The organism is Microbacterium maritypicum MF109 (genome assembly GCF_000455825.1).
Classification (GTDB): domain Bacteria; phylum Actinomycetota; class Actinomycetes; order Actinomycetales; family Microbacteriaceae; genus Microbacterium; species Microbacterium maritypicum_A.
This window is the reverse complement of sequence record NZ_ATAO01000146.1, coordinates 1-26,076: the sequence shown is the minus strand read 5'-3', so window position 1 is coordinate 26,076 and position 26,076 is coordinate 1. Positions and strand designations below refer to the sequence as shown.

Annotated in this window: 27 protein-coding genes and 1 tRNA gene; 11 read left to right on the top strand and 17 right to left on the bottom strand. The window is 68.4% G+C overall.

Translation table 11 applies throughout. The annotated features are described in order from the left end of the window. Window positions 1–11: 11 nt before the first annotated feature. Window positions 12–836, bottom strand: coding sequence for an ABC transporter ATP-binding protein (locus tag L687_RS28950; RefSeq protein ID WP_021199298.1), 825 nt, complete (start codon window positions 834–836; stop codon window positions 12–14). Beyond that, the gene (locus L687_RS28945; RefSeq protein WP_021199297.1) at window positions 833–1,501 is read right to left on the bottom strand and encodes a FadR/GntR family transcriptional regulator; all 669 of its coding nucleotides are present in this window, start codon (window positions 1,499–1,501) and stop codon (window positions 833–835) included. Before L687_RS28945 ends, L687_RS28950 begins: the two co-directional genes overlap by 4 nt. Window positions 1,502–1,676: 175 nt before the next feature. On the opposite strand from L687_RS28945, the gene L687_RS28940 reads away from it, so the two are divergent. Then, the gene (locus tag L687_RS28940) at window positions 1,677–3,479 is read left to right on the top strand and encodes a 2-isopropylmalate synthase (protein WP_021199295.1); all 1,803 of its coding nucleotides are present in this window, start codon (window positions 1,677–1,679) and stop codon (window positions 3,477–3,479) included. Here L687_RS28940 and L687_RS28935 read toward each other — a convergent pair. From L687_RS28935 to L687_RS28925, 3 genes are all read right to left on the bottom strand, one after another. Then, window positions 3,476–4,060 (bottom strand): NADPH-dependent FMN reductase, encoded by a 585-nt coding sequence (locus tag L687_RS28935; RefSeq protein ID WP_031207067.1) that lies wholly within the window; start codon window positions 4,058–4,060, stop codon window positions 3,476–3,478. The two genes, L687_RS28940 and L687_RS28935, sit on opposite strands and share 4 nt — an antisense overlap. Before the next feature lie 91 nt (window positions 4,061–4,151). Further along, window positions 4,152–4,694: a hypothetical protein gene (locus L687_RS28930; RefSeq protein ID WP_021199293.1), complete on the bottom strand. Its 543-nt coding sequence runs from the start codon at window positions 4,692–4,694 to the stop codon at window positions 4,152–4,154. A gap of 50 nt (window positions 4,695–4,744) precedes the next feature. Next, window positions 4,745–5,836 carry an ATP-binding protein gene (locus tag L687_RS28925; protein WP_021199292.1) on the bottom strand — a complete coding sequence of 364 codons (1,092 nt, stop codon included), beginning with the start codon at window positions 5,834–5,836 and terminating at the stop codon, window positions 4,745–4,747. Between the two features lie 217 nt (window positions 5,837–6,053). On the opposite strand from L687_RS28925, the gene L687_RS28920 reads away from it, so the two are divergent. The 5 genes from L687_RS28920 to L687_RS28900 are packed head-to-tail and all read left to right on the top strand — an operon-like array spanning window position 6,054 to window position 11,255. Then, window positions 6,054–6,695 carry a response regulator gene (locus tag L687_RS28920; RefSeq protein ID WP_031207062.1) on the top strand — a complete coding sequence of 214 codons (642 nt, stop codon included), beginning with the start codon at window positions 6,054–6,056 and terminating at the stop codon, window positions 6,693–6,695. Continuing rightward, window positions 6,692–8,434, top strand: a complete 1,743-nt coding sequence (locus L687_RS28915; RefSeq protein WP_021199290.1) for a hypothetical protein — start codon at window positions 6,692–6,694, stop codon at window positions 8,432–8,434. Before L687_RS28920 ends, L687_RS28915 begins: the two co-directional genes overlap by 4 nt. Before the next feature lie 48 nt (window positions 8,435–8,482). Next, window positions 8,483–9,157: a GAP family protein gene (locus L687_RS28910; protein ID WP_021199289.1), complete on the top strand. Its 675-nt coding sequence runs from the start codon at window positions 8,483–8,485 to the stop codon at window positions 9,155–9,157. 27 nt (window positions 9,158–9,184) lie between these two features. Continuing rightward, window positions 9,185–10,780, top strand: a complete 1,596-nt coding sequence (locus L687_RS28905; protein WP_021199288.1) for a carboxylesterase/lipase family protein — start codon at window positions 9,185–9,187, stop codon at window positions 10,778–10,780. A 49-nt stretch (window positions 10,781–10,829) separates the two neighbouring features. Then, window positions 10,830–11,255 carry a DUF1003 domain-containing protein gene (locus L687_RS28900; RefSeq protein ID WP_046398908.1) on the top strand — a complete coding sequence of 142 codons (426 nt, stop codon included), beginning with the start codon at window positions 10,830–10,832 and terminating at the stop codon, window positions 11,253–11,255. Between the two features lie 276 nt (window positions 11,256–11,531). Here the strand turns inward: L687_RS28900 and L687_RS28895 are convergent. Continuing rightward, window positions 11,532–11,605, bottom strand: a tRNA-Pro gene (locus L687_RS28895). A 106-nt stretch (window positions 11,606–11,711) separates the two neighbouring features. Here L687_RS28895 and L687_RS28890 point away from each other — a divergent pair. The 5 genes from L687_RS28890 (at window position 11,712) to L687_RS28870 (ending at window position 15,384) form a co-directional block, all read left to right on the top strand. Then, a complete protein-coding gene (locus tag L687_RS28890) occupies window positions 11,712–12,296 on the top strand; it encodes a GNAT family N-acetyltransferase (RefSeq protein WP_021199286.1) in 585 nt (194 codons plus the stop codon). Window positions 12,297–12,330: 34 nt separating this feature from the next. Beyond that, on the top strand, window positions 12,331–12,786 hold the full coding sequence (locus L687_RS28885; protein WP_021199285.1) for a hypothetical protein: 456 nt from the start codon (window positions 12,331–12,333) through the stop codon (window positions 12,784–12,786). Window positions 12,787–12,866: 80 nt separating this feature from the next. Next, window positions 12,867–13,535, top strand: a complete 669-nt coding sequence (locus tag L687_RS28880; protein WP_031207059.1) for a lysoplasmalogenase — start codon at window positions 12,867–12,869, stop codon at window positions 13,533–13,535. Then, window positions 13,535–13,906, top strand: coding sequence for an RNA-binding S4 domain-containing protein (locus tag L687_RS28875; RefSeq protein WP_021199283.1), 372 nt, complete (start codon window positions 13,535–13,537; stop codon window positions 13,904–13,906). Before L687_RS28880 ends, L687_RS28875 begins: the two co-directional genes overlap by 1 nt. 62 nt (window positions 13,907–13,968) lie before the next feature. Next, a complete protein-coding gene (locus tag L687_RS28870; protein WP_021199282.1) occupies window positions 13,969–15,384 on the top strand; it encodes an HNH endonuclease signature motif containing protein in 1,416 nt (471 codons plus the stop codon). A gap of 73 nt (window positions 15,385–15,457) precedes the next feature. Here L687_RS28870 and L687_RS28865 read toward each other — a convergent pair whose 3' ends face one another. The 11 genes from L687_RS28865 to L687_RS28815 form a co-directional block, all read right to left on the bottom strand. Then, complete coding sequence (locus L687_RS28865; RefSeq protein WP_029258968.1) at window positions 15,458–16,363, bottom strand: NUDIX hydrolase; 906 nt, start codon at window positions 16,361–16,363, stop codon at window positions 15,458–15,460. A 61-nt stretch (window positions 16,364–16,424) separates the two neighbouring features. Next, window positions 16,425–17,897, bottom strand: a complete 1,473-nt coding sequence (gene der, locus L687_RS28860; RefSeq protein ID WP_208323601.1) for a ribosome biogenesis GTPase Der — start codon at window positions 17,895–17,897, stop codon at window positions 16,425–16,427. A 40-nt stretch (window positions 17,898–17,937) separates the two neighbouring features. After that, on the bottom strand, window positions 17,938–18,657 hold the full coding sequence (gene cmk / locus L687_RS28855) for a (d)CMP kinase (protein ID WP_021199279.1): 720 nt from the start codon (window positions 18,655–18,657) through the stop codon (window positions 17,938–17,940). Next, window positions 18,650–19,786 carry a prephenate dehydrogenase gene (locus tag L687_RS28850; protein ID WP_021199278.1) on the bottom strand — a complete coding sequence of 379 codons (1,137 nt, stop codon included), beginning with the start codon at window positions 19,784–19,786 and terminating at the stop codon, window positions 18,650–18,652. Before L687_RS28850 ends, cmk begins: the two co-directional genes overlap by 8 nt. After that, window positions 19,783–20,589, bottom strand: coding sequence for a pseudouridine synthase (locus tag L687_RS28845; protein WP_021199277.1), 807 nt, complete (start codon window positions 20,587–20,589; stop codon window positions 19,783–19,785). The genes L687_RS28850 and L687_RS28845 overlap by 4 nt, the downstream gene beginning before the upstream one ends. After that, window positions 20,586–21,254: an SMC-Scp complex subunit ScpB gene (gene scpB / locus L687_RS28840; RefSeq protein ID WP_021199276.1), complete on the bottom strand. Its 669-nt coding sequence runs from the start codon at window positions 21,252–21,254 to the stop codon at window positions 20,586–20,588. The genes L687_RS28845 and scpB overlap by 4 nt, the downstream gene beginning before the upstream one ends. Next, on the bottom strand, window positions 21,244–22,101 hold the full coding sequence (locus L687_RS28835; RefSeq protein ID WP_021199275.1) for a segregation and condensation protein A: 858 nt from the start codon (window positions 22,099–22,101) through the stop codon (window positions 21,244–21,246). Before L687_RS28835 ends, scpB begins: the two co-directional genes overlap by 11 nt. Next, entirely contained in the window at window positions 22,085–22,918 is an 834-nt protein-coding gene (locus L687_RS28830) for a ParA family protein (RefSeq protein ID WP_168441067.1), read from the bottom strand. Before L687_RS28830 ends, L687_RS28835 begins: the two co-directional genes overlap by 17 nt. Before the next feature lie 153 nt (window positions 22,919–23,071). Beyond that, complete coding sequence (xerD, locus tag L687_RS28825) at window positions 23,072–23,974, bottom strand: site-specific tyrosine recombinase XerD (protein WP_021199273.1); 903 nt, start codon at window positions 23,972–23,974, stop codon at window positions 23,072–23,074. Window positions 23,975–23,976: 2 nt separating this feature from the next. Next, window positions 23,977–24,561, bottom strand: coding sequence for an NUDIX domain-containing protein (locus L687_RS28820; protein ID WP_021199272.1), 585 nt, complete (start codon window positions 24,559–24,561; stop codon window positions 23,977–23,979). Window positions 24,562–24,577: 16 nt separating this feature from the next. After that, window positions 24,578–26,076, bottom strand: a 1,499-nt coding sequence (locus L687_RS28815; RefSeq protein ID WP_021199271.1) for a CTP synthase, incomplete at its 5' end; no start/stop codon positions are given.

Sequence of the window (26,076 nt, the reverse complement as noted above, 5' to 3'; positions counted from 1 at the left end):
GCCTCGTGTGTTCAGCCCACGAGCGCCCGGCCGGCACGGGCCTGCCATCGCTCATCGCGATGCTCGATCCGGATGGGGTACTCGAACGCCGCGGTCACGAGGGCGGTCGTGAGAACATCGCTCGCCGCCCCCTGCGACACGACCTCCCCCTTCGAGACCAGGGCTGCGTGAGTGGTCGACCCCGGCAGCTCCTCGAGGTGGTGCGTCACGAGCACCGTCGCGAGATCGGGTTGCGCGTCGTGCAGCAGGTCGAGGGTCTCGAGGAACTGCTCCCTGGCGGCGACATCGAGACCGGTGGAGGGCTCGTCGAGCAGCAGCAACGCGGGGTCGGGCAGAAGGGCTCGCGCGATCAGTGCCCGGCCGCGCTCCCCCTGCGACATGGTCGGCCAGGTGGCGTCCTGCCGCCCGCCGAGGCCCAGCATCCCGATGAGGTGGTCCGCCCTCGCGATGAGCGACGGCGACGGCTCCCAGCGGTTCATCATCTCCGTCGTCCCCGTCGCACCGGTCAGGACGACCTGCCGCACCGTCAGCGGCGAGCGCAGCGGATGACGAGGGTTCACATGTCCGATCGATTCGCGCAGCAAGCGGATCTCGACCCGCCCGAGCTGCTGACCGAGCACATGCACGGACCCTCGGGTCGGGTGCGCCTCCGCGCCGCACATGCTCAGGATCGTGCTCTTGCCCGCGCCGTTGGGTCCGATGAGGGCCCAGTGCTCCCCTGCACGGACGGTGAGGTCGACGCCGGTCAGGATCTGGCGCGAGCCGCGGACGACGTCGACGCCCCTCAGCACCAGCACGTCGGACGGGCGGTTCTCACGAGGCTTCTCCTCGGTCATGCCAGCGCGTCCCGCAGTGTGAGGAGGTGTGCACGGCTCCTCGCGGCGGCAGCGCCCTCGTCGCGGTCGACGATCGCGTCGACCTGGGCGGCGTGGGCGTCGTGGTCGGCATCATCGCCGAATTCCCGTCGGATGCGGAGCATCTCGATCATGGCCGCGCGCAGCCGGGGGGTGAAGCTGTCGAACAGGTCGAGGAGGACGGCGTTATGCGACGCGGCGACGACCGCACGGTGGAACGCGGTGTCGGCATCGACGTGACTGTCGATGTCGGAGCGATGCGCGTCGCGATCGGCCAGGGCGCGGCGGATGCTGCGCAGGTCGGAGGGCGTGCGTCGCGCGGCGGCGAGCGCGGCGGCTTCGGTCTCGATCGCGATGCGCGCTTCGATCACCGCGACGATGCCAGCCTTTCGCAGCACCGCGTCCCAGTCCTCGGGCGCATCGAGCGCGATGACGAAGACGCCGGCGCCCTGTCGTGAGGCCAGCACCCCGCGCCCGGCGAGCTGGCGGATCGCCTCGCGCACGGTGGAGCGGCCCACTCCGAGCTGCGGCGCGAGCGTCGTCTCCCCGGGGAGCTTCTCCCCCAGTGCCCATTCTCCGGCGCGGATCCGTTCCAGCAGGAGTGCCGCAGCCTGATCCGCCAAGGGTTCTCGCCTCACCTGTGCCATGCGCAATGCCAGCCTCTCGTCTACTTGTCTGAGGAGTTGTGTTACAGTCTAGCCATGTTCTCGTCAGAGCACCTTCTTCTTCGCCGCCACGGCGGGACGTAGCCGGACCGGCTCCCCGTCGTGGAGTCGAACGTGTGCCGGTCGCAGACCCTCGAAGAAGGACACCGCACCCGCCATGACCACGACATCGTTCCCCCACCCCTCCCCGGCCGCCGACCTCGATACCGACACCGGCTCCGACCGGACGCCGACCTGGAACAGGCAGCGACGTTCCCCGATGCCGTCGCACCGCTACCGCGACGTCTACTCCCGCGTCGACGTGCCCCTCACCGAGCGGGACTGGCCGACACGGCGTCTCACCGCGGCCCCGCTCTGGGTGCCCGTCGATCTGCGGGACGGCAACCAGGCGCTCGCCGAGCCGATGGACCCCGCGCGCAAGCGCCGCTTCTTCGAGCTGATGGTGAGGATGGGCTACAAGGAGATCGAGGTCGGATACCCGTCGGCGTCGCAGACCGACTACGACTTCGTGCGGCTCATCGCCGAGAGCGACATCGCCCCGGATGACGTGACGATCGTGGTGTTCACGCCCGCGCGTCGCGACCTCATCGAACGCACGGTCGCCTCCATCCGGGGCATCGCCAATCCGGTCGTGATCCACATGTACACCGCGACCGCCCCGACCTGGCGCAGCCTGGTGCTCGGGCACGAACGCGAAGCGCTGACGCAGCTCATCCTCTCCGGCGGCCGTGACGTGTGGGAGTTCGCCGGAGACCTGCCGAACGTGCGGTTCGAGTTCTCTCCCGAGGTGTTCAATCTGACCGAACCCGACTACGTGATCGATATCTGCGATGCGATGACCGACCTGTGGCAGGCGACCCCCGAGCGCCCGGTGATCCTCAACCTCCCGGCCACGGTCGAGGTCGCCACCCCGAACGTGTACGCCGACCAGATCGAATACATGCACAAGAACCTCGCCCGTCGCGATGCCGTGATCCTGTCGGTGCACCCCCACAACGACCGCGGGACCGGCATCGCCTGCGCCGAGCTCGCGGTGCTCGCCGGCGCGCAGCGGGTCGAAGGCTGCATCTTCGGCAACGGCGAGCGCACGGGCAACGTCGACATCGCGACGCTCGCCCTGAATCTGCACGCGCAGGGCGTGGACCCTATGATCGACTTCTCCGACATCGACGAGATCCGCCGCACGGTCGAGTACTGCAACCGGATCGAGGTGCACGCCCGCCACCCCTATGTCGGCGACCTGGTGCACACGGCATTCAGCGGGACCCACCAGGACGCGATCAAGAAGGGCTTCTCCGAGCATCGCGCTCGGGCTGCGGCCGAGGGCCGCGACGAACGGGAGATCGAATGGCGGGTCCCCTATCTGCCGATCGACCCCGCCGACATCGGCCGCGACTACGACGCGGTGATCCGCGTGAACTCGCAGTCGGGGAAAGGCGGGATCGCCTACCTGCTCGAAACGGCGTACGGGATCGAACTGCCCCGCCGCCTGCAGATCGACTTCGCGCGACACGTGCAGCGGCACACGGACACGATCGGCACCGAGGTCACGGCATCGGAGCTGTGGAGGGTCTTCGGGGAGGTGTACTTCGGCACCGGTGCCCGCACCGATATCGCGCTCGTCTCGTACGACACCGCCGAGTCCGACGGCGAGTCCCGCACACGGATCACGCTGCACATCGAGGGGCGCGAGCACACGAGCACCCATGCGGCAGGTGGTCCGGTCGAGGCCCTCACTGCGGCACTCGACACCCGGGGAATCCGTGTCGACGTCGTGAGCCTGCACCAGACCAGCGTCGGATCCAGCACCGACGGTGAGGCGCTCATCCTCCTCGAGCACCGCACGGAAGAAGGGGTCGCCTGGTCGGCAGGCCGCGGGCGCTCCGTCCTCTCCGCGAGCCTGTCCGCCGTGATCACGGCGGCGAGCCGCGCCGCATTCCCCGACGCGACGCCCGACTAGTCCTGGTCGCCGACGTGGCCGGGAGCTGTGAGAGAGAGCACACGCTCCACGAAGGCGGCGTACTCCTCCATGTAGTGCTCCAGGAACTTCTTCGTGCCGTCGTCCTCGACCTCGCCGTCCGGGCCGAACATCTCCGGTCGATACGTCAGGTACGCCTCGGGCGCGTTGAGCTGTGGGGCGTTGAGGAAGCTCAGCACGCTGCGCATCGACGACTGCATGACGGCGGTGCCGATGGCCCCGGTGGAGGCGCCGATGATGCCGGTGGGCTTGCGCGCGAACGAGTTGTGACCCCAGGGGCGGGAGCCCCAGTCGATCGCGTTCTTCAACGCACCCGGTATCGAACGGTTGTACTCGGGCGAGACGATCAGCAGTCCCTCCGCGTGTTCCACCGCCCGCTTGAACGTGGTCACGGCGGCGACCGGATCGAGCTCGTCGTCGCGGTTGTACAGCGGCAGATCGCGGATCGGGATCTCGACCATCTCGAGGCTGGGAGGTGCCAGCTTCACGAGGGCGGTCGCGACGACGCGGTTGATCGAGTCATGGGCGAGGCTCCCGATGAGGTAGCCGATCCGGTGAGTCATGCGCATTCTCCCTCGTTCGTTCCGCCGTGGTCGTTGGCGTTCAGGGTAGCCCCGTATGCCGAAACCGCAAGCCCGACGCGGCTCACCGGTCTCAGTGCACGAGAGCCTTGAGCACCACGAAGACAAGACCGAACGACGCCGTCCCCAGGGCGCCGAGTACGCGCGTGAGCAGGGGGCTCCCCCGACGGAGGAAGGCCACATAGCCGAGGAACGCGAGGATCACGACACCAGACCAGAGCGCGAGGTCGTTCGCGAGCCCGTCGGGCATGACGCGGGTCGTGCCGGCCAACAGGAAGACCGCCGGCACGGTCGCCGAGCTGAGCATGCCGAAGGAGTGCTTCACCGACGCGGCGAACGCCGCCCGAACCCCGACGGATTCACCGTGCTCGCGTTCATCGTGATCGCTGACCCTGGCCACGGTGCCGGCATACACATGAGCACCCCAGAACACCAGCACCGTGACGGCGACCGTCACCAGCACCGCCAGTGATGTCTCCCCGTGCGCCGAGGACACGGCCACCAGGCCGCTGACGAGAATCGTGCCGTAGACCGCGGCCTCGGTGCCGAATCCCGATCGCAGGGCCTGATGCACGCGAAGGATCCCGTCATCCGCAGTCGTTCTCCGCCTGTCCATACCCGGTGCTGCTCCTGATCCGTCGTGCCATCGCTACCATCGAGCTCCCATCATCCCTCGACGCGCAGGGGGACCTTCACATCGCCGCCCGCCTCCTCGGTGATCCGCTCCCCCATCTGCACGAAGGTCGGCGCCGAGATGAAGCCGCCGGCGAACAGCGCCTGCCCCTGGACGAAATCAGCGGAACGGCGGATGGCATCCTCGGAGGCGAAGCCGAAGACGTCGGCGAGCTCGGCGAGGTCGCGGGGCGCGTTGACCCGCATCAGCGCGAGGTTGTCGCACTGCGAGAGCACGTTGGGGTGGATCTTCGTCGGACGCTGTGTGGAGAGCAGCAACCAGAGCCCGAACTTGCGCCCCTCGGCCGCGATCTGCACGAGCTGCTCGGTGAGGGCTCGTTCGACGGCGGTCTCGGGATTCGGCGAGCAGAGGTTGTGCGCTTCGTCGATGACGATCAGGACGGGCCGTCGTTCCTCACGGTGTGCCCAGAGATGTTCGAGCACGGCGAGGGCCGCGACCTTCGGCTCGGCAGGGTGCTCGAAGCCGCCCAGGTCGAGGACCGTGGCTCGTGGGCGTTCTTCGATCACGTCGATGACCGATCCCGCGCCGCGTGACCAGAGCGCCCACTCCAGCACCTGCAGGTTCTCCATGCGGTTCGCGAGCCGCACCCGGGCGGGGTCACCCGAGGCTCGCAGACCGGGGAGCATATCGCGACCGTCGAAGACGTGCGCATCTCGTTCCTCATGGAGCAGAGCGTTGTACTCTTCCGCATCCGCGATCGGGTCCATCTGCAGAACGGCTGCCTTCGATGCCGGCACCAGATCGACGTAACGCACGTGCAGGCGCTCGCCCTCACCCGCGCCGGAGCGGAACACGCGGATGTCGAGTTCTGCCATGCGGTCGGTCTCGGATGCTCCTGCGGAGGCCCGCGTCTCCCGCAAGCGCGTGAAGTCGCTGTTCGGATCGAGGACGATCATCGGCAGCTCGGTGTGCAGGAGCAGCTGTTCCAGCACGACACCGAGCGCATACGTCTTCCCGCTGCCGCTCTGTCCGACCCAGAAGGTATGCCTGTTGAAGCGCCGGGCGTCGAGGTCGACCGGAGCCCCCGGGTCCTCGAGCGTCGTTCCGATGGTGAGGTTCGTCATCACTCCGGTACACCTTTCCTTCATCCCGTCATTCCTCGCGGCGGGGCGAGCCCATCCTCCGAGACCGATGCACGACATCATCCTCGCCCGGCTCGCCTTCGCACCAGTGCCGACATCCGTGGCCGCGGATTCCCGTGCGCAGTCCCGACACCCGAGAAGGCCGATTCCCCTCCTGCCCCGACGTTCCGACACCGCTGCGCTCCACTAATGTGACAACGTGGGCGCGGAGTGGAGACGACGGGTGCTCGTCGTCGAGGATCAGGGTGCCCTCCGCATGCTGGTGTGCGATCTGCTCGAGCGCCACGGCTTCCAGACCGCGTCAGCCGCCGATGCCGCCGAGGCGACACGCCTCTTCACCGAATTCGACCCGGACGCGCTGCTGACCGACATCGATCTGGGCTCGCGCCCCTCCGGGGCGGAGCTCGCCGCGATGCTGGTCGAACTCGCACCGCACATCGCGGTCGTGTTCCTCAGCAGCTACCCCCGTGCCGCCGCCGGTGCCACGGCGATGGGGATCGAGCAGGCCGTGTTCGTCGCGAAACAGGACCTCGATTCCCCTGCGGCTCTGCTCTCCGCGCTGGAACGTGCTCTGTCGACGCATCCGACACCTCTGCCGCCCTCGGCCGAAACAGGCGACCCCCTCGGCTCACTCACCAGGCATCAACTGGAGATCCTCGCGATGATCGCACGCGGATGGTCGAACGAGCGCATCGCCGTCGAGACCGGTGGCACGGTGCGCGCAGTCGAACGATCCATCAGCCGGTTGTTCGGAAGACTCGAGGTGACACGCGACCCGACCGTCAACGCTCGTGTCGCTGCGGCGGGACTCTACCTCGCCGCGTTCGGTCCCGCCCGATGAGGAAACTCCGCCGTGCGGCTGTCCGCGCCTTCGGCGGCGGCCGATTCCTCACCGTCTGGTCGATCGCCGCCTCCCTCCCCCTGTCCCTCACCGTCATGGCGCCCACGGGTGTCGGCATCGACACTCTGACCGCGCTTCCCGCCATGGTCGCGACCTGGCTCTGCTTCGCCGCGGCGCTCACGGGCATCGCCGCATGGGAACGTCGCGGCCGATCCCGGCGAGAGCGAGCAGCCGTCGTGACCGCCGGGATCGTCGTCTGCGCGGCGATGCGTCCGGTGACGCAAGACGGCTGGCTCCACCTCGCCGGCCTTCCCGCACCACCTTCGGGTCAGCTTCCGTACCGGATCGCGACGAACATCGTCGTCTGGATGATCGTGCTGAGCATCATCGCCGTGCTGGAATCCTCGCTCCGGTCACTGCGACGGACGAACGCCCTGCTGCGGTCCGTGGCCCAGGAGCTCGCCCGGGCACAGGACGATGCGCACGCGCTGGCGACCGATGCGCGGAACCTTCTCGACCGAGCGCAGTCGACCCTCGATGCGGCGATCATCGAGATGGAACCGACACCCACCGGCGTCCGAAGGCTCGGACACGAATGGATCCGCGAGTGGAGTCACCGTCTCGCCGAGCTCGCCGAGAAGAAGGAGGCCGGGAATCCGCGTCGAGCCCGCGACGGCTTCGGTGATCGCGCGGACCCGAGGTCTTCCCCCTCGCCTCGGTACGTCCCGTTCCGCCTCCCGCCGCCGGGTCTGGTCACCCTCATCTACGCGGTGTGCCTCCTCCCCTATGCGACCCGCACGCAGACGCCACTCGAACTGCTCATCGGGATCGCCGCCCTCGCCGCGGGAGGTGCGCTCGTCGACTTCCTGCCTCGACGCCGCGCGATCGCTCGGGTGCCCTACCACGCGTCCTTGCTCTTCATGATCCTCTCCTGCGTCGTCGGCATCGCGCTCGCAGCACTCGCGGCCGCGCAGGGGGTGGCTCCGTTGCTCGCCGCCGTCTCCGCCATCGCGTACATCGGGTTCGCGTTCGCCGCCGGAACATGCGCCGGCGCGCTGCACCGTCTCCGCAGCGAACAGCACCGACTGTCGAGCGCCGTCGCCGACGCCCAGCAGCTCGCACGTGCCGGCACCCGCCCCACTCGCGACGGCCTCAGAGCCGCCGCCGACCTCCTGCACGCGGACGCGCAGGGAGCCTGCATTCTGTTCGCGCTCGCACACCCCACACCCGATCCGGACGATATCCGGCGGCTGCGGGCTGAACTCGCGACGGTCGTGAGCCGACTTCCCGAGGCTTTCGCCACGGCCGACGATCCCCGTGCCCACACTTCCCTCACCGCACTCTTCGAGACATGGGCGCACGTCATCGAGCTCCGCGTCGACGTCGACGACGAGGCACGCGATGTTCTGTCCTCGATCCCCTGGGTGGTGCGAGACTGCTACGACATCGTCGCCGAGGGGCTCCTGAACGCCGCGAAACACGCGAGTGAGCGACGAGCGGAGGTGTCGATCCGTCGAGTGACGACCGGCGCCGGACCTCGGCTTCGCGTCCGTGTCTCGTCGCCCGGGATCGCCGCACGCGGCACACGTCTGCGCGCATCCTCACGGATGCAGGAGCTCGGCGCCCATCTTGTCCGCATCCCCGGCGGTGTCGCCCTGGAAGCCGCGTTCGCGCTTCCGCTGCGCGCGGCTGTCGTGTCAACCGAACATCGCGACGGAGAGCACCCGACCCCGCCGTAGCGTCGTCTGCGCCCCACCGAAGGGCACACGAAGACGATCGGACGAGACGTGAACCAACTGCATGACCTCCTCCCGCTGGCTGTGGGCATGCTCATCTCGCCGCTGCCCCTCGTGGCGATCATCGCGATCATCCTCGCTCCCCGCGGCCGGACGGCGGCGCCCGTCTACGCCGCAGTGTTCATCGCGATCTCCCTCGCGTTCGTCATGGTCGGCGCGCTCACCTCCGCCGGTTCCGCCTCGGGGTCTCCCTCCGCCACCGCGAAGACAGTCTCGTTCTTCCTCGCCATCGTGCTCGCACTCGGCTTCGCCGCGCTCGCCGTCGCGAGTTGGTCGTCTCGCCCCCGCCATGGCCAGCCACCCCAGACGCCGGCCTGGCTCGCGGCCCTCGATGCCGTCACCCCGGCGAAGGCGGCCGCGCTCGGCTCGATCATGGCGGTCACCAACACGAAGAACATCCCGCTCGCGCTGAAGGGCGGTGCACTGATCGGCGAGGCGCATCTCCCTCTGCTCGCAGCGGGAGGGCTCTGCATCGGGCTGGTCGTCGCCGGCACTCTGCCGCTGCTCGTCACGGCCGCCGTCGCCACGAGCAGATCGGCGGTCGTCACGAAAGCACTCGAACGGGTCAAGTCCGAGATGATCGCGCACAACGCGATGATCATGACGGTGCTGTTCGCGGTTCTCGCCGCGAACGAGGCCGCCCAGGTCATCCGTCACCTGTCCTGAAACACGACCATGTCAGGAGCCGCACGCATGTCAGACAACTCTCCCCCCGACGACGAGACGCGCGTCGTCACCGTCACGGCACCGGCCGGGACGTTCCGCGGCACGGATGCCGACGGTGCGCGCTCATGGCGCGGAATCCGCTATGCCCAGGCGCCGGTCGGTCTGCTGCGTTGGCGTGATCCCGTCGCGGCGCCGAGCGTCGAGGAGGAGATCGACGCCACCGTCTACGGCAACGTGTGCCCGCAGCAGATCAACCCCGCCGTACCGCTGGGCGACGACGCGGTGATGGACGAGGACTGCCTCGTGCTGAACGTGTGGGCACCGTCGGAGCGACCCGGGAGCGCCTTCCCCGTCATGGTATGGCTGCACGGTGGCGCCTACACGTTCGGCTCATCGAGCCAACCGCTGTTCGATGCGACATCGCTCGTCACGCGCGGCGAGGTCGTGGTCGTGACGGTCAACTACCGACTCGGCGCATTCGGTTTTCTGGATCTCGCCGGACTCCTGCCCGATGAGGGTTTCGATCGCAACCTGGCCCTGAAGGACGCGCTGCTCGCGTTGCGCTGGGTGCAGGAGAACATCTCGGCGTTCGGGGGCGACGCGGGCAGGGTCACGGTGTTCGGGGAGTCCGCGGGAGGAGGGCTGGTGACGACTCTGCTGGCGACGCCTTCGGCCGAAGGTCTGTTCGCCCGCGCGATCGCGCAGTCCTCCCCCGCCTCGAGCATGTACGGGACCGAACGGGCGCGTGACGTCGCCGCGCGGTTCGTGCATGAGCTGGGCATCGATTCGACGGATGCTGCGGCGGTCGCGGGGGCTCTGCGCGCGGCATCCGTCGATGACATCGTGGCGGCGAGCATGGAGGTGTACGCGGCCGTGCCGGACGACGCACCGGGGACCCTCGCGTTCGCGCCCGTCATCGACGGCGATGTTCTTCCGGAGGCGCCGGTGACCGCGCTGCGCGAAGGACGCGGGCTCCGGGTTCCGCTCCTGATCGGGACGAACAAGGACGAGGCGTCGCTCTTCAAGTTCATGAAGTCGCCTCTCATCCCGATCACCGACGACCGCATCCGACAGATGTTCACCGACATGGCCGAGGACAATCCGACGATCTCCCTTCCCTCCGCCGCTCAGGTCCGGACCGCCTACGAGAACGTGCGGCATGGCGCCGTGGGGCTCGGGATCGCCCGCGACATCGGATTCCGTCTGCCGACGCTGTGGATAGCGGAGGGTCACAGCACCGTGGCGGATGTGTGGCTGTATCGCTTCGACCATGCGGCGCCCTTTCTCCGTCTGATCGGTCTCGGTGCGACGCACGCGACCGAGCTGCCGTACCTGTGGGGCAACCTGTCGAGCGGCCCCAAGGACCCGACGTTCCGGCTCGGCGGCCGCCGAGCCGCGCAGGAGATCTCGGTGCGGATGCAGGAACGCTGGGCGGCGTTCGCGCACGGACGCACACCGGATGCGGCGACCGCGAAGGATGCGCCGACCTGGGCGCCGTATTCTGCATCGGATGCGGCCGGCCGCCGTCAGACCCTCGTGATCGAGCGGCAGGACACTCTCGTCGCCGACCTCGATGCTCCTCTACGCGCGGCATGGGGCGACGACGTGCTCGATTTCCGGTGAGCGCTCGTGCATCCGAAGGGCCGACCGTGCGGCGACGTACCATTGGCCGATGACGCGACCTCTCATCAACTGGCACACTGCTCAGGCCGAACATCTCACGGCAGGTCAGCGCGCGGCTGATCGGCTTCGGAACGGGATGGGATCATGGCCGTTCATCGGGGTGTTCGTGCTCTTCATGATCGCCTGGGCGATCGTCAACAGCACGGCCCTCATGTGGGATCCCTACCCGTTCATCCTGCTCAACCTCTTTCTGAGCATGCTCGCCGGGCTCCAGGGAGCGATCCTTCTGATCGCCGCGAAGAGGCAGGATGCCATCGCCGCCGCCCTCGCACAGCACGACTACGACACGAACCTCGCCGCGAAGAAGGAGATCGAGGACCTCATGTCGATCAACCGGATGCAGCTCGAACTCCTGACGGAGCTGCGCGCCGCGGTCACGAACGACGGAGACGGGGCAGCGACGTCCGCGCGCTGACCTGCTCGACGAGCAATGTCGGGAACGGTGAGGGAACCCTCGTCGACGAAGCATCTGCTCGTCCAGAGAGGGTGAGACCACGTTCTTCTGCACGCTCTTCTGCACGCTCTTCTGCACAGTCTTCTGCGCACCGGCCCGTGACCTCTCGTGCTCGGCAAGAGCATCAGCTCGTCGCACAGCGAAGCGGACCGGTGGACCGGGGACAGTCGGCGTGCGCGGCGGCGCCAGACATGCAGAAGGCCCGGAGACTCTTGCGAGTTTCCGGGCCTTTCTCGGTCGGGCTGACAGGATTTGAACCTGCGACCCCTTGACCCCCAGTCAAGTGCGCTACCAAGCTGCGCCACAGCCCGTTGTTCTGCGCTCTCGCGCAGGCAACTCCCCTATCTTAGCCGTATCTCCACCCCCTCCGCGAACCGAGGCGTTGCGAGTGTCGGATGCCCGGCGTAGCGTCACGGCATGGTGACGATCACGACCGAGGTGGCGACGACCGCTCGTTGGGATGACGTGCAGCACGCGCTCACCGGAGGCGGGGATGGAGCAAGCTGTCAGTGCATCTGGCCGGTGCTCAGCAACAAGGACTGGAACACGACAACGACTCCGCAACGCATCGAGATGTTCCGCGCCGAGATCGACGACGGCCCGCCGCCGGGAATCATCGCCTACGTCGGCGGCGAGGCCGCAGGTTGGATCCGCATCGGTCCCCGCACCCGCCAGGCGCGTGTTCCCCGCACCCGCATCATCGCGGCGGCCAGCACCGAGCCGTTCGACGACGAATCAGTGTGGGCCGTGACGTGCTTCGTGGTGCGCCGAGAACACCGCGGTGCCGGGCTCAACCTCGAACTCCTGCGCGCGGCGGTGGATTATGCCCGCGGCTCCGGGGCCCGCCTGATCGAGGGGTATCCCGTGGACACCGGGGGCGAGAGGAAGCGCACCAACGACCTGTTCCACGGCACCCTGGGCACGTTCCTCTCCGCCGGCTTCACGGAGAAGACCGAGCTCAAACCTGGTCGCGCGCTGGTCACCCTCGATCTGACCCCATGATGACGATCGCCCAGAAGCCACTAGCGTGAAAGGCATGACCGACGAGAACGCGACCATCGACGATCCCGAGCTCGGCAGGTTCGCCCGTGCCCGTTCGGAACTCACCGACGGCACGGTACTGACGCACGATTGGTTCGTCGGCACCACCTCCGTCGAGGGCACCGAGGTCGAGCTCATGCTGGAGGGCACGAGCTCCGACGAGGTCGCACCGCTCCTTCCCCGCATGCGCGACGCGGTGAAGCGACTGGACATCGTGCACCGGATCGCCACCGACGCGGTCGTCGCGAATTTCAGCACGGGTGCCCCTGAACCCCGCGAGCTCGACGAAGCCGCCTCCGACCTCACGATCGAGGCGATCGAGGCGGCCTCCGACGGCACCGTCATACTGCACCTCACCGACAACTGCGGAGAGCACTTCCCCGAAGGCTACTGGCCGGCCGTGCACCTCAGTGTCGACGACAGCGTCACGCAGGTCGCCGTCGAATCGTGAACAGCGGGATGACGCCGGGGCCGACGCGGGGGACGGCGATGCCCGTCGCCCCCGGTCAGGGCGAACCCTACGATGGCGGGATGCAACGTCGCGCCCCGCGCCACGCTCTCATGTGGGCCTTTCTCCCGTTCGCGGTGATGTCCCTCCTGCACGTCATCCTCCTGACCATCGACAACCCGCTCGCTGCGCCCACGAAGCTGCTGCTGATGCCGTTGCTGGCCGTTCCGGTGCTGGTCTCCGCGCGACGCCTCTCCCCGCGGATCACGCTCGTCCTCCTCGTCGCGGCATTGTCGTTCTCCTGGCTCGGCGACGGTGCCGGCACCTTCTTCCCCCAGGGCCCGGAGCTGCCTCTGATGCTGACCTTCTTCGGCATCGCCCACGTGGCATACATCGTGCTGTTCGCGCGCCACCTGTCCGTCCGGCGCATGCCCTGGTGGGCGCTGGTGTACGCCGCCTGGTGGGTGGGGATGATCACGGCCCTGGGTCCGCACACGGGCGACCTGCTCATCGCCGTCGCCGCCTACGGGCTCGTGCTCGGCGGAACCGCGGCATTCTCAGCGCGCTGTCACCCCCTCATCGCGGTCGGCGGGGCCTTCTTCCTCGCCAGCGACACCATCCTCGCCTTCCGCCTGTTCCTCCCCGATTCGCTGCCGTCCTGGAGCAGCCCTGCAGTCATGCTCACCTATACGATCGGCCAAGGCCTGATCGTTGCCGGCGCCCTCGTGACGCTGCGGAAGAGGAGCACTTGATGGATGCCGCCCGTGTCGACAGCTGGCTCTGGGCCATCCGCGTCTACAAGACGCGGTCGGCCGCGACGACCGCATGCCGAGCGGGGCATGTACGGGTGAACGGAGACAAGGTGAAGGCCGCGCAGCAGGTTCGCATCGGAGATGAGCTGCGCATACGCATTGCGGGATTCGATCGGATCCTCATCGTCCGTCAGCTGCTGGTCAAGCGCGTGGGGGCTCCGGTGGCCGCGCTCGCCTACGAGGATCGCACTCCCGAGCGCGAGCCCCAGGCAGCGCTGGGACTCCGCGACCGCGGGGCCGGACGCCCCACCAAGCGAGAACGTCGCGACATCGACAAACTGCGCGGGCGGAACGACGAGAGCTTTCACTGATATCCCGGCATGCACCGCCATCACACCTTACGATATTCGAAGCTTTGTTCTAATCTGGAGGTATGCCACTCTCGACTGATCTCGACCTCGATCTCGAGCAACGACGGCGCGTCTTGGACGCGTGGGTCGACACGAGACGTCGGATCGCCGCACTCGAAGCCGAGGCCGCAGACCTGCTGACGGAGCAGATCGCCATCCTCGACGCCGATGTCTCCGCGAGCCCTTTTCATCGCGAGGCGATCCATCGCTCGATGATCGCGGAGTTCTCCGCTGCCGGACACGTGTCGAAAGGCTCGATGGAGTTCGCCTTCGCCGATGCCCACGCCCTTCACACCCATCTCCCGGCCGTCCGTGCCGCATTCGCCGACGGCATGATCAGCGTCGGACATGTGCGAGAGATCTCCAGGGCCTGCGCGGTCGTCGCCGAAGCGATCCGCAACAGGAAGGCCGATCCCGCGGTCATGGAACTCTTCGAAGCCGCGGCGCTCGTCGTCGCCGAACGCGACACGGCCGCACGCACACGCGCCCATGTACGCCAGGTCGCGGCTGCCCTCGTCGGCGAGACGCTCGTGGAGAGGCACCGCCGCGCTGCAGAAGAACGATGTGTGACGGTGAGAGCACTCGACGACGGCCTGGCACTTCTCACCGCGGTGCTCCCCGAGTGGATCGCCACCGCGATCTCCGACCGACTCAACCGGATGACGCGCGAAGTCGTGCGGGCCCGAGACACCCGCGAGATCCTGCCCCAGCCCTGGTGGTTCGACGAGGAGGTAGACCACCCCGATGAGCCTCCCCTCGACGACCCATCGGTCGACTTCGTCGATGGTGGCGTGATCCACGGTGCTGATGGTGACACGTTCGCGACAGATCCCGAACTGACGCACTTCCCGGCCGACACCCGAACGTGGAAGCAGACCGAGACGGACCTGTTCTCGGATCTGCTCCTGACCGCAGATCCGAGCACCGCACACGGCGACGCCCTCGACGGCATCCAGGCCCGCATTCAGGTGACCGTCGCGGCGACCACACTCGCCGGCGTCGACGACCGCGCTGCCGAGCTCGACGGACTCGGCCCCCTGAGCCCCGACATCGTCCGGGAGCTGGCGGGGCGCAACACCGGCTGGACCCGTCTGTTCCTCGACCCAACAGGCATGGTGGTCGAGACAGACACCTATACGCCGACCGAGGGGATGCGACGGTTCCTGCGCGCGCGTGACCGACACTGCCGCTTCCCGGGGTGCCGCATGCCGGCGCACCGCAGCGAGATCGACCACAACCACGATCATGCGAAGGGAGGGAAGACCAGGCTCGACAACCTCGGCCACTTCTGCCGGGGCCACCACACGCTCAAGCATCCGGACATTCCCGATCCGTATCGCTGGACCGCTCAGCAGGAGAAGGACGGCAGCATCACGTGGCACAGCCCGCTGGGCCGCGACTATGCCGACCCGCCGCCCCGACGCGTGATGTTCGTCTGAATCACGACGTCGGGACCCCAGCGCCCAGGACCAGGGCGCGCGGGGCTTGGGCGCGCGGGACTTGGGGCGAAAGTCAGCCGTTGGCCGCGAAGAGATCGAGCAACCACCCGGCCGAACGGATGTGCGCGGCTCCGGCGCTCTCGGCGCGATCACGGAGGCCCCTATCGCTCGTGACGGTCACGACCAGCTGCTGCATCGCGACACGGCGCTCGACTTCGGCGACGATCGCGTCATCACCCGCGGCTTCCGCGCGGATCACCGAGACCGTGCCGGCCTGGTCTTCGATACCTCGCGCCTGCCCCTCGACCACCATCGACACGTCGGGGAACCACTCATCGCCTGCGAGTTCCAGCGCGTGCGCGGGGACCGCCAGTCCCTCCAGACGCGCACGAAGACGAGCTGCGGCGCCCGCACGGTCTTTCCACCACCCATCAGGGACCGAGCCGACGACATTCGCGGCATCCACCACGATCGCCGGCCGCACGTCGAGCAATTCGAGCAGCGCCGGCCACGACGAACCGAAACCGGGGTGCAACGGTCGTGACGACACCTGATCGACCGGCACCCACTCGAGCGCGACGCTCTCGGGGTCGCTGATCACCGGCTCGAAAGGCTCACCGACATCGGCGACGACGGTCGTGTACGACCAGATACCCAGATCGAGAACGCTCGTGAACCGGGCGCGCACGGCACCGTCCGGCACGCCCGCCTCTTCCTGGGCCTCACGGATCGCTCCCGCGATCGCGCTCTCCCCCTCGTGGAGTGCGCCGCCCGGCAAGCCCCAGGTTCCACCGAAGTGACTCCACGCGACACGATGCTGCAGCAGGATGCCACGTGCGGGGTCATAGGCGAGAAGCCCGGCAGCACCGAAGCGCCCCCAGTACTTCTCCCCCGACTCCGCGATCACCCAGGCATCGCCGGGGTTCCGCGGCCCCTCGGGGCGACGCGGTTCACCGAAAGCAGGAGGTACGACAGTCACCCCTTCAGCCTTTCACAGCATCGGGGTCACAGCACCACGGCGCGACATGCGCCGGAACAGATCAGCGCTGACGCTTCTCGCGCACGCGCATGTTGATCACGATCGGCGTGCCCTCGAACGAGTAGAGCTCGCGCAGACGCCGCTGGATGAACCGGCGGTACCCGGGGTCGAGGAAACCGGTCGTGAACAGCACGAACGTCGGCGGGCGCGTCGACGCCTGGGTGCCGAACAGGATGCGCGGCTGCTTGCCACCGCGCAGCGGGTGCGGGTGCTCCGCCACGAGTTCTGCGAGGAACGCGTTGAACTTGCCCGTCGGAATACGACGGTCCCAGTTCTCCAGGGCCGTCTCCAGCGCGGGCACGAGCTTGTCGAGGTGACGCCCGGTCTTCGCCGAGATGTTCACCCGCGGGGCCCAGGCGACGTGCGCCAGATCCTGCTCGATCTCACGCTCGAGGTAGCGACGGCGGTCGGCGTTCTCGAGATCGTCGTCGTTCAGACGGTCCCACTTGTTGAAGGCGAGCACGAGCGCGCGGCCCGACTCCAGCACGAGATCGATGATGCGTACGTCCTGCTCACTGATCGACTCCGAGACGTCGAGCACGACGACGGCGACCTCGGCCTTCTCCAGCGCGGCCGAAGTGCGCAGCGAGGCGTAGAAGTCGGCCCCCTGCGCCATGTGCACGCGACGACGAATACCGGCGGTGTCGACCAGACGCCACATCTTCCCGCCGAGTTCCACGACCTCGTCCACCGGGTCACGGGTGGTGCCGGCCAGATCGTTGACGACCACGCGCTCCTCGCCTGCCGCCTTGTTCAGCAGTGACGACTTGCCCACGTTCGGACGACCGAGGATGGCCACGCGGCGCGGTCCGCCGATCTCCTGCTTCGCGACGGCCGAGACCTCGGGAAGCTTCTTGAGCACGGCATCCAGCAGATCGGCGACGCCGCGTCCGTGGATCGCCGACACGGGCCAGGGCTCGCCGAGGCCCAGGCTCCACAGCGCTGCGGTCTCCGGCTCCTGGCGGGCGTCATCGATCTTGTTGGCGACGAGGAACACCGGCTTGCCGCTCTTGCGCAGCAGCTTCACGACGTGCTCGTCGGTCGACGTCGCCCCCACCATCGCGTCGACGACGAACAGCACCATGTCGGCGAGGTCGATCGCGACCTCGGCCTGCATCGCGACCGAACGGTCGATGCCGCGCGCGTCGGGCTCCCACCCGCCGGTGTCGACGAGCGAGAAGCGACGGTCGGCCCACTCGGCCTTGTACGTCACGCGGTCACGGGTGACACCGGGGGTGTCCTCGACCACGGCTTCGCGGCGGCCGAGGATGCGGTTGACCAACGCGGACTTGCCCACGTTCGGTCGTCCGACGATCGCCACCACGGGAAGAGCCGGGCTGTAGTGGATGCCGTCTTCGCCGAGCGTGATGCCCGCGAGGAGTTCCGCGTCCTCATCGTCCAGCTCGTAGTCGGAGAGGCCGGCGCGCAGCGTCTCCGCGCGCTGCTCGGCGAGATGCTCGTCGAGCTGGTCCATCTTCTCGGCGAGCTGGTCGGGGCCGCCTTCGTATTCGTCGTCAGCCACGGTGTGCTCCTTGGATTCGTTCGATCACCGTGAGGACGGCGTCGATGGTCTGGGGGAAATCGAGTTCCGTCGAATCGACGACCTCGACGCCTTCTGCGGCGTTCAGGAAGTCGACGACGGCGCTGTCTGAGGCGTCACGCTTGTGTAGCGCCGCGGCGACAGCAGCCGCGTTCTCGCCGGCGAGTTCACCGGCACGTCGTGCAGCCCGTACCTCGGGAGCTGCGGTGAGAAGGATCCGCACCGGAGCGTCGGGGGCGACCACGGTCGTGATGTCACGGCCCTCCACCACGACGGCGGGGTACGACGACTCCGACACCAGACGGCGGAACAGCTCGTTGACCTGCGCGCGAACCTCGGGCACGCGTGCCACGCCGCTCACCGCGCCGGAGACCCTCGGGTCTCGGATGGCCTCGGTGACCTCGACGTCGCCGACGAGCACCGTCCGCTCGTCGGGGTCGAGCCCCAGCGTCAGAGGGAAGTCTGCCGCCGCAGCGCGCACGGCCTCAGGGTCTTCGGTGTCGGCGCCCCGATCGAGCACATGCCAGGCGAGTGCGCGGTAGGCGGAGCCGGTGTCGAGGTAGCCGAAACCGAGTGCGCGGGCGACGGCCTTCGAAACGCTGGACTTGCCCGATCCGGCCGGCCCGTCGATCGCGATGAACTTGTGCGCGTCGGTCACCGAAGCGTCCGCAGCAGAGGTCGAGATATCAGTCATTCGTGCTCCCAGCGATGCGCCATCCACGTTCCTGCAGCCCGGTGATCGCGCCATGCAGCGCCGCGGGATCGACGCTGATCTCGGCGAGGCCGAACTGCGCGCCGGGCGAATGCTCGAGGCGGAGGTCCTCGACGTTCACACCGAGCTCGCCGAGCTCTCCGAACAGGCGGCCGAGCTGACCCGCGGTGTCGTCGACCATCACGACGAGGGTTTCGAAACGCTGATTCTGTCCGTGCTTGCCGGGGAGCCGTTCGACGCCGTCGTTTCCTTGCCGGATGGTCTCGGCGACGATGCGGCGGGCGCCCGGAGCGCTCGGCTCACGCAGGGCATCGGAGATCTCGCCGAGGTCGGAGGCCAGCGCATCGAGGATCTCGACCACGGGTGCCGCGTTCGCCCCGAGGATCTGCACCCAGAGCTCGGGGGCGGATGCCGCGATGCGTGTGGTGTCGCGGACGCCCTGGCCTGCAAGGCGGAGCGCCCCCTCTTCCGCTTCGGCGAGGCGACCGGCGAGCAGGCTCGCGACCACCTGGGGCACGTGCGAGGTCAGCGCGACCGAACGATCGTGCTCCTCCGGAGTCATCTCGAGAGGCGTCGCTCCGACGTCGAGCGCGAGGGCCTCGACGAGGGCGAGGTCGGAGGCTCTCGTCTCCTCATCACGGCACACCACCCAGGGGCGCCCGATGAAGAGGTCGGCACGCGCTGAGATCGCGCCCCCGCGCTCACGACCGGCGAGCGGGTGAGAGCCGATGTAGCGGGTGAGGTCGACACCGCGCGCCTGGAGTGCACGGAAAGGCTCGAGCTTCACGCTCGCGACGTCGGTGACGACGGCCTCTGGGAACCGTTCGAGTTCGGCCTGGATCACGTCGGCAGTGACATCCGGCGGCACCGCGACAACGACCAGGGAAGGCTGATCGTCCTCGTTCGAGATCCTTCCGGCGCCGTAGTCGACGGCGAGACGCAGTTGGGCGGGCGAGGCATCGGTCAGGACGACATCTACCCCCTTCGCGCGGAGGGCGTGGCCGATGCTCGCGCCGAGGAGTCCGGCGCCGACGATGCGGACGGTACCGGAGAGGCGCGGCGCGACGACGCCCGCTCTCCGCCCCGTGGGCGCACTCGTCGTATCGGTCATTCGTTCTCCTGCTCGCCTGGCGCCTCGGCGACACCGGAATCACGGCGCGACAGGGTCAAAAGCGCGCCGAGTTCGATTTTACTCAGTTCCCGCGTCTTCCCGGCCGGGAGGGTTCCCAGGTGGAGCGGACCGAACTGCCGGCGGACCAGTTCGGTGACGGGGTGGCCCACCGCCGCGAGCATGCGTCGCACGATGCGGTTGCGACCGGAGTGCAGCGTCAGCTCGACCAGGCTCTCCTCGCGGGAGGTGTCCAACAGCCGTGCCTTGTCGGCGGCGATCGGTCCGTCCTCCAGCTCGATGCCCTTCGTCAGCTTCGAGATCGTCTGCGGCAGCACTGTGCCCTCGACCTTCGCGATGTACACCTTCGTCACGCCGAAAGACGGGTGGGCCAGCACGTGGGCGAGCGCGCCGTCGTTCGTGAGGATCAGCAGACCGCTCGTCTCGGCATCGAGGCGGCCGACGTTGTAGAGGCGCTCCTCGTACTTCTCGGTGAAGCGACGCAGGTCGGGGCGGCCGCTCTCGTCCTTCATGCTGCTCACCACGCCGGTCGGCTTGTTGAGCATGACGTAGCGCTTGGAGACGTCGAGCTGGATCGCGGTACCGTCCACGTCGACGAGGTCGCGCTCGGGGTCGATCCGTCGCCCCTGCTCGGACACGACGATGCCGTTGACGCGGATGCGGCCCTCGGCGATGTACTGCTCCACCACGCGGCGGGAGGCCACGCCTGCCGCGGCGAGCACCTTCTGCAAGCGCACGCCCTCGGGCGCGGCCTCGGAGTCTGTCGAGGCGTCGAAGCCTGTCATCGGATGGTCCCTTCGTCGAAGCCGTCTGCACCGTCATCGAGCAGCGGGGAGATCGGGGGCAGCTCGTCGAGCGAGTTGATGCCCAGGTGCTGCAGAAGCGCGTCGGACGTGCCGTAGTTGATCGCGCCGGTCTCGGAATCCGCGAACAGCTCCGTGATCAGCCCGCGGGCGAGCAGCGTGCGCACGACGGAATCGACGTTCACCGCGCGGATGGACGCGACCTGGCTGCGCGTCACCGGCTGCTTGTAGGCGATGACCGCCAATGTCTCGAGCGCGGCCTGCGACAGTCGCGCCGGGGCCTGCCCTCCGACGAACTCGGCCACCATGGCATCGAGATCTTCGCGGACGTACAGTCGCCACCCGCCGCCCACCTCGCGCAGCTCGAAGCCGCGCCGTGGTCCCGTGCCCCGCCCGTCGTAGTCCTCGACGAGCATCTCGAGCGTCTGACGTACCGCTGGCACCGGCGACCCGACGGCGGCAGCCAACGCGACGAGGCCGATCGGCTCATCCACGATGAAGAGGATCGCTTCGACCCGCTCGGCGAGGGGAATCTCGGGTGCCGTCCCGGCAGGGTCCGAGGTCTGATCCTCCGACACCGTGGGGTCGGACCCCTCCGCGTCGTCGGTCTCCATCACAGCGTCGGTCTCCGTCACGTCATCGGTCATAATCGGCTCCCAGGGTCGCCAGCGTCTCGTCCGACCAGGAGTCGGCGGCCCAGCGGAGCGTCAGCTCGCCGAGCGGTTCCAATTGTTCGAAGGACAGCGCCGCGTGCCTATAGAGCTCCAGCACCGAGATGAAGCGCGCGACGACGATGCCCGGCTCCGTGACGCCCGCGACGAGCTCACGGAAGCTCACCGACTCGGTCCCACGCAGCAGTGTCACGACGATCGCCGCCTGCTCGCGGATGCTGACCAGCGGTGCGTGCAGATGGTCGAGCCCGACGTGCGGGATCTCCTTGGGTGCGAACGCCAGCAGCGCGAGCGCGGCGAAGTCGTCGGCGCTCAGTGACCAGACGAGCTCCGGAGTCTGCCGCCGGTGCTTCTCCTCGAGGGGAACGGCACGGACGTGTCGGCGATCCTCCCGCTGCAGGCAGCGGGCGAACCACGTCGAGACCTCCTTGAAGGCCCGGTACTGCAGCAGGCGGGCGAACAGCAGGTCACGCGCCTCGAGAAGGGCCACCGCCTCGGCATCCACCAGCTCGCCCTGCGGCAGGAGTCCCGCCACCTTCATGTCGAGCAGGGTCGCGGCCACGACCAGGAACTCGGAGGCCTGGTCGAGGTCCTCATCGTCGTCGAGTTCCCCCAGATACGCGATGAATTCGTTCGTGACCGCGCTCAACGACACCTCGGTGATGTCCATCTCATGTTTCGAGATGAGATTCAGCAGCAGGTCGAAGGGGCCGTCGAAGTTCGACAGGGACACCCGGAAGCCTGCCGTGTCTGTGGCCGCGGCATCGCCCGCGCTCTCCTCGAGCGTTGCGTCGACAGGCCCCTCGCTAGGCGACGGCGCCACGGGCGACCAGCTCCCGCGCCAGCCGCAGGTACGCCTGAGCGGCGGCATGCTCGGGGGCGAACTCGGTGATGGGCACGCCCGAGACCGACGCGTCGGGGAACTTCACGGTGCGGCCGATCACGGTCTCCAGCACATCGTCGCCGAATGCCTCGACGACCCGCTCCAGAACTTCTCGGGAGTGCAGCGTGCGCGGGTCGTACATCGTCGCCAACAGGCCGTCCATCGTGATCGACGGGTTCAGCCGGTCGCGGACCTTGTCGATCGTCTCGATCAGCAGCGCCACACCGCGCAGGGCGAAGAACTCGCACTCGAGCGGGATGATCACGCCGTGCGCCGCGGTCAGCGCGTTCACGGTGAGGATGCCGAGGGACGGCTGGCAGTCGATGAGGATGACGTCGTACTCCCCCGCCACCTGGCGCAGGACACGTGCGAGGATCGTCTCGCGCGCGACCTCGTTGACGAGGTGGACCTCTGCGGCAGAGAGGTCGATGTTGGCCGGCATGACGTCGAGACCCTCGACGCTCGAGTGCACGATCGCATCGTGCGCGTCGCGCTTGGTGTCCAGCAGCAGGTCGTAGATCGTCGGCACATCGTGCGTCGGGATGCCGAGGCCGGCCGACAGGGCACCCTGCGGGTCGAAGTCGACGGCGAGGACCTTCCGGCCGTACTCCGCGAGGGAAGCGGCGAGGTTGATCGAGGTCGTCGTCTTGCCGACGCCGCCCTTCTGGTTGCACAGCGCGATGATGCGCGCCGGGCCGTGCGACTTCAGCGGCTCCGGGATCGGGAACCCGTGATAGGGGCGGCCGGTGGGTCCCATGGGGGTCTCGTCGGCCTTCTGCGCCTTCGCCCTGGACTTCGCCACTTTCTCAGCCACCCGTTCTCCTGCTCCGTCGTGCTTGGTCGATTGTACCGGCCGGGCCCCCGCTCAGCTGCCTCGGCACGCGGCAGACGCCAGGCCGGCGCCGCGAGGTCACCGGGCGCGCGGGTGCGACGTCGCGTAGATGTCGCGAAGGGCGTCGACCGAGACGTGCGTGTAGATCTGCGTCGTCGCGACCGAGGAGTGGCCGAGCAGTTCCTGCACGACACGCACGTCAGCACCCCCTTGCAGGAGATGCGTCGCGAACGAGTGCCGCAGCGTGTGCGGCGATACGTCCACGGTGATCTGGGCGCTCTCGGCTGCCGCGCGGATGACGAGCCACGCGCTCTGGCGGGAGAGCGGGGCGCCTCGTGCCCCGAGGAAGAGCCGGGCCGAGGCGCGACCCTTGGCGGCGAGGGCGGGGCGCACACGGGTCAGATACGTGTCCACGGCGGCGCGCGCGTAGGAACCCAGCGGCACGATGCGTTCCTTGGATCCCTTCCCCCGCAGCCGCAGCACATCGCCGTGCGCCAGGTCGTCCACATCGAGGTCGATCGCCTCGGACACGCGCGCACCGGTCGCATAGAGAAGCTCGAGCAGAGCGCGATCACGGATGCCGAGCGGCGCCTCGGGAGACGGCGCGGCGAGCAGACGCTCGACCTGTTCGATCGTGAGGGCTTTGGGCAGCCGTCGCGGCGCCTTCGGCGGGCGGAGCCGGCCACTCGGGTCGTCGGCCTCTATGCCCTCTCGTGCGAGGAAGCGGTGCCATCCCCGCACCGACGACTGCAAGCGTGCGAGGCTCGTCGACGCGGGTGGCGGCTCCGCGGAGGCCCGTTCCGCGATGAATCGGTCGATCGTCGCCGGCGTCACCTCGCCGGTGTCGTCGATCCCCTCGGCGACCAACCACTCCCGGTATCCCTCGAGGTCGCGCCGGTAGGCCGCGATCGTGTGCGCGCTCAGACCACGCTCGATCGTGACATGACGCAGGTAGGCGTCGAGGGCGCGCTCGAGCTGCATCCTCAGCCCCGGTCGTGCAACCTCTGCGAGGCCGCCAGCACGCCGATCGCGAGGATCCCATTGCGCATCCGACCCTCCATGACCGCAGAGACCGCATCGGCCAGAGACACCCATTCCACCCGGATATCCGCTTCCTCGTCCTCGCGATCGTGCGCCGCACCGGACGGTTGGACGCCGGTCGCGAGGAACACGTGGATGATCTCGTCGTTCCCACCGGGCGTCGTCCACGAGGAGACCAGTGGCTCCCAGTGAACGGCGACCAGGTCGGCCTCCTCGGCGAGCTCACGCCGGGCGGCCTCGAGAGGCTCTTCGCCTTCCACATCGAGCAGTCCGGCCGGGAGCTCCCAATCACGATGGCGGATCGGGTGGCGGTACTGCTGGATCAGCAGCACCCGCCCCTGTTCGTCGAGGGCGACGATCGCCACCGCGCCGGTGTGGGCGACGTACTGCCGCACGATCTCACCGTCGCCATAGCGCACGCGGTCAGAGCGCACGTCCCAGACCCTGCCGCGGTAGACGAGGTCGCTCTCGAGAACCTCCGGCTCGAAGGTCTCGTCCCGGAGGCTCTCCGTCGACTCCGTCATCATCGCTCGATTGCTCGATTCAGTCGTCCGCGCTGACGTCGAACAGCTCGCTTGCGCGGTGCCGATCGATCGCCGCGCCCACCAGCCCGCGGAACAGCGGGTGCGGGGCGGTCGGACGCGAACGCAGTTCCGGGTGCGCCTGGGTGGCGATGTAGTACGGGTGCACGTCGCGGGGCAGCTCGACGTACTCGACGAGGTCGAGCTCCGGGTTGAGTCCGGAGAACACCAGCCCCGCCTCGGAGAGACGGTCACGGTAGGCGTTGTTCACCTCGTAGCGGTGGCGGTGACGCTCGGAGGCCTCAGGGGCGCCGTAGAGCTCGCGGGCGAGCGAGCCTTCCGCCAGGGCTGCCTGGTACAGACCGAGGCGCATGGTGCCGCCGAGGTCGCCACCGTCGAGGATGTCGACCTGCTCGGCCATCGTCGCGATGACCGGTTCTGCGGTCTCCGGGTCGAACTCGCTGGACGAGGCCCCGACGATGCCGGCGACGTCACGCGCGTACTCGATGACCATGCACTGCAGACCGAGACACAGGCCGAGCGTCGGGATGCCCTGCTCGCGCGCGAACTTCAGCGCGCCGAGCTTGCCCTCGATGCCACGGATGCCGAAGCCGCCGGGCACGCAGATGCCGTCGAGCTGTGCCAGCTGCTCCTGCGCGCCTTCCGGCGTCTCGCAGAGATCGGAGGGGATCCAGCGGATGTTGACCTTGGTCTCCTGCGCGAAACCGCCGGCCTTGAGCGCCTCGGTCACCGAGAGGTACGCGTCGGGCAGGTCGATGTACTTGCCGACCAGACCGATCGTCACCTCGTGCTTGGGGTTGTGCACCGCGTGCAGCACCTTGTTCCAGCGGGTCCAGTCGACGTCGTCCGCCTTCTGGTCCAGGCCCAGCCGTCGCACGATGTACGAGTCGAGCCCCTGCTCGTTCAGCGTCGAGGGGATGTCGTAGATGCTCGGCAGGTCGACGGTGTTGATGACGCCTTCGACGTCGACGTCGCACATGAGAGCGATCTTGTTGCGGTTGCTCGCGCTGACCGGACGGTCGCTGCGGAGCACCAGGGCATCGGGCTGGATGCCGACCTGGCGGAGCGCCGCGACGGAGTGCTGCGTCGGCTTGGTCTTCTGCTCCCCCGACGCGCCCATGAACGGGACGAGCGATACGTGCACGAAGAACACGCTGTCGCGTCCGAGCTCGTGACGAAGCTGGCGCGCGGACTCGAGGAACGGCTGCGACTCGATGTCGCCGACAGTGCCGCCCACCTCGGTGATGATCACGTCGGGGCGCGGGTCTTCCGAGGCCTGCAGGCGCATGCGGCGCTTGATCTCGTCGGTGATGTGCGGGATCACCTGGACCGTGTCTCCGAGGTACTCGCCGCGGCGCTCTCGCGCGATCACCTGCGAGTAGATCTGACCCGTGGTGACGTTGGCGGCCTCGGACAGGTTGATGTCGAGGAAGCGCTCGTAGTGTCCGATGTCGAGATCGGTCTCGGCGCCGTCGTCCGTCACGAACACCTCACCGTGCT

Coding starts and splice junctions, on each gene's coding strand:
- L687_RS28875 (WP_021199283.1), top strand. CDS start 13,535: ATGGATGCCGCCCGTGTCGACAGCTGGCTCTGGGCCATCCGCGTCTAC.
- L687_RS28870 (WP_021199282.1), top strand. CDS start 13,969: ATGCCACTCTCGACTGATCTCGACCTCGATCTCGAGCAACGACGGCGC.
- L687_RS28925 (WP_021199292.1), bottom strand. CDS start 5,836: ATGACGAACCTCACCATCGGAACGACGCTCGAGGACCCGGGGGCTCCG.
- L687_RS28945 (WP_021199297.1), bottom strand. CDS start 1,501: ATGGCACAGGTGAGGCGAGAACCCTTGGCGGATCAGGCTGCGGCACTC.
- L687_RS28935 (WP_031207067.1), bottom strand. CDS start 4,060: ATGACTCACCGGATCGGCTACCTCATCGGGAGCCTCGCCCATGACTCG.
- L687_RS28930 (WP_021199293.1), bottom strand. CDS start 4,694: ATGGACAGGCGGAGAACGACTGCGGATGACGGGATCCTTCGCGTGCAT.
- L687_RS28905 (WP_021199288.1), top strand. CDS start 9,185: ATGTCAGACAACTCTCCCCCCGACGACGAGACGCGCGTCGTCACCGTC.
- L687_RS28950 (WP_021199298.1), bottom strand. CDS start 836: ATGACCGAGGAGAAGCCTCGTGAGAACCGCCCGTCCGACGTGCTGGTG.
- L687_RS28915 (WP_021199290.1), top strand. CDS start 6,692: ATGAGGAAACTCCGCCGTGCGGCTGTCCGCGCCTTCGGCGGCGGCCGA.
- L687_RS28880 (WP_031207059.1), top strand. CDS start 12,867: ATGCAACGTCGCGCCCCGCGCCACGCTCTCATGTGGGCCTTTCTCCCG.
- L687_RS28845 (WP_021199277.1), bottom strand. CDS start 20,589: ATGACAGGCTTCGACGCCTCGACAGACTCCGAGGCCGCGCCCGAGGGC.
- L687_RS28940 (WP_021199295.1), top strand. CDS start 1,677: ATGACCACGACATCGTTCCCCCACCCCTCCCCGGCCGCCGACCTCGAT.
- scpB (WP_021199276.1), bottom strand. CDS start 21,254: ATGACCGATGACGTGACGGAGACCGACGCTGTGATGGAGACCGACGAC.
- L687_RS28850 (WP_021199278.1), bottom strand. CDS start 19,786: ATGACCGATACGACGAGTGCGCCCACGGGGCGGAGAGCGGGCGTCGTC.
- cmk (WP_021199279.1), bottom strand. CDS start 18,657: ATGACTGATATCTCGACCTCTGCTGCGGACGCTTCGGTGACCGACGCG.
- L687_RS28885 (WP_021199285.1), top strand. CDS start 12,331: ATGACCGACGAGAACGCGACCATCGACGATCCCGAGCTCGGCAGGTTC.
- der (WP_208323601.1), bottom strand. CDS start 17,897: ATGGACCAGCTCGACGAGCATCTCGCCGAGCAGCGCGCGGAGACGCTG.
- xerD (WP_021199273.1), bottom strand. CDS start 23,974: ATGCAGCTCGAGCGCGCCCTCGACGCCTACCTGCGTCATGTCACGATC.
- L687_RS28820 (WP_021199272.1), bottom strand. CDS start 24,561: ATGATGACGGAGTCGACGGAGAGCCTCCGGGACGAGACCTTCGAGCCG.
- L687_RS28830 (WP_168441067.1), bottom strand. CDS start 22,918: ATGGGACCCACCGGCCGCCCCTATCACGGGTTCCCGATCCCGGAGCCG.
- L687_RS28900 (WP_046398908.1), top strand. CDS start 10,830: ATGACGCGACCTCTCATCAACTGGCACACTGCTCAGGCCGAACATCTC.
- L687_RS28890 (WP_021199286.1), top strand. CDS start 11,712: ATGGTGACGATCACGACCGAGGTGGCGACGACCGCTCGTTGGGATGAC.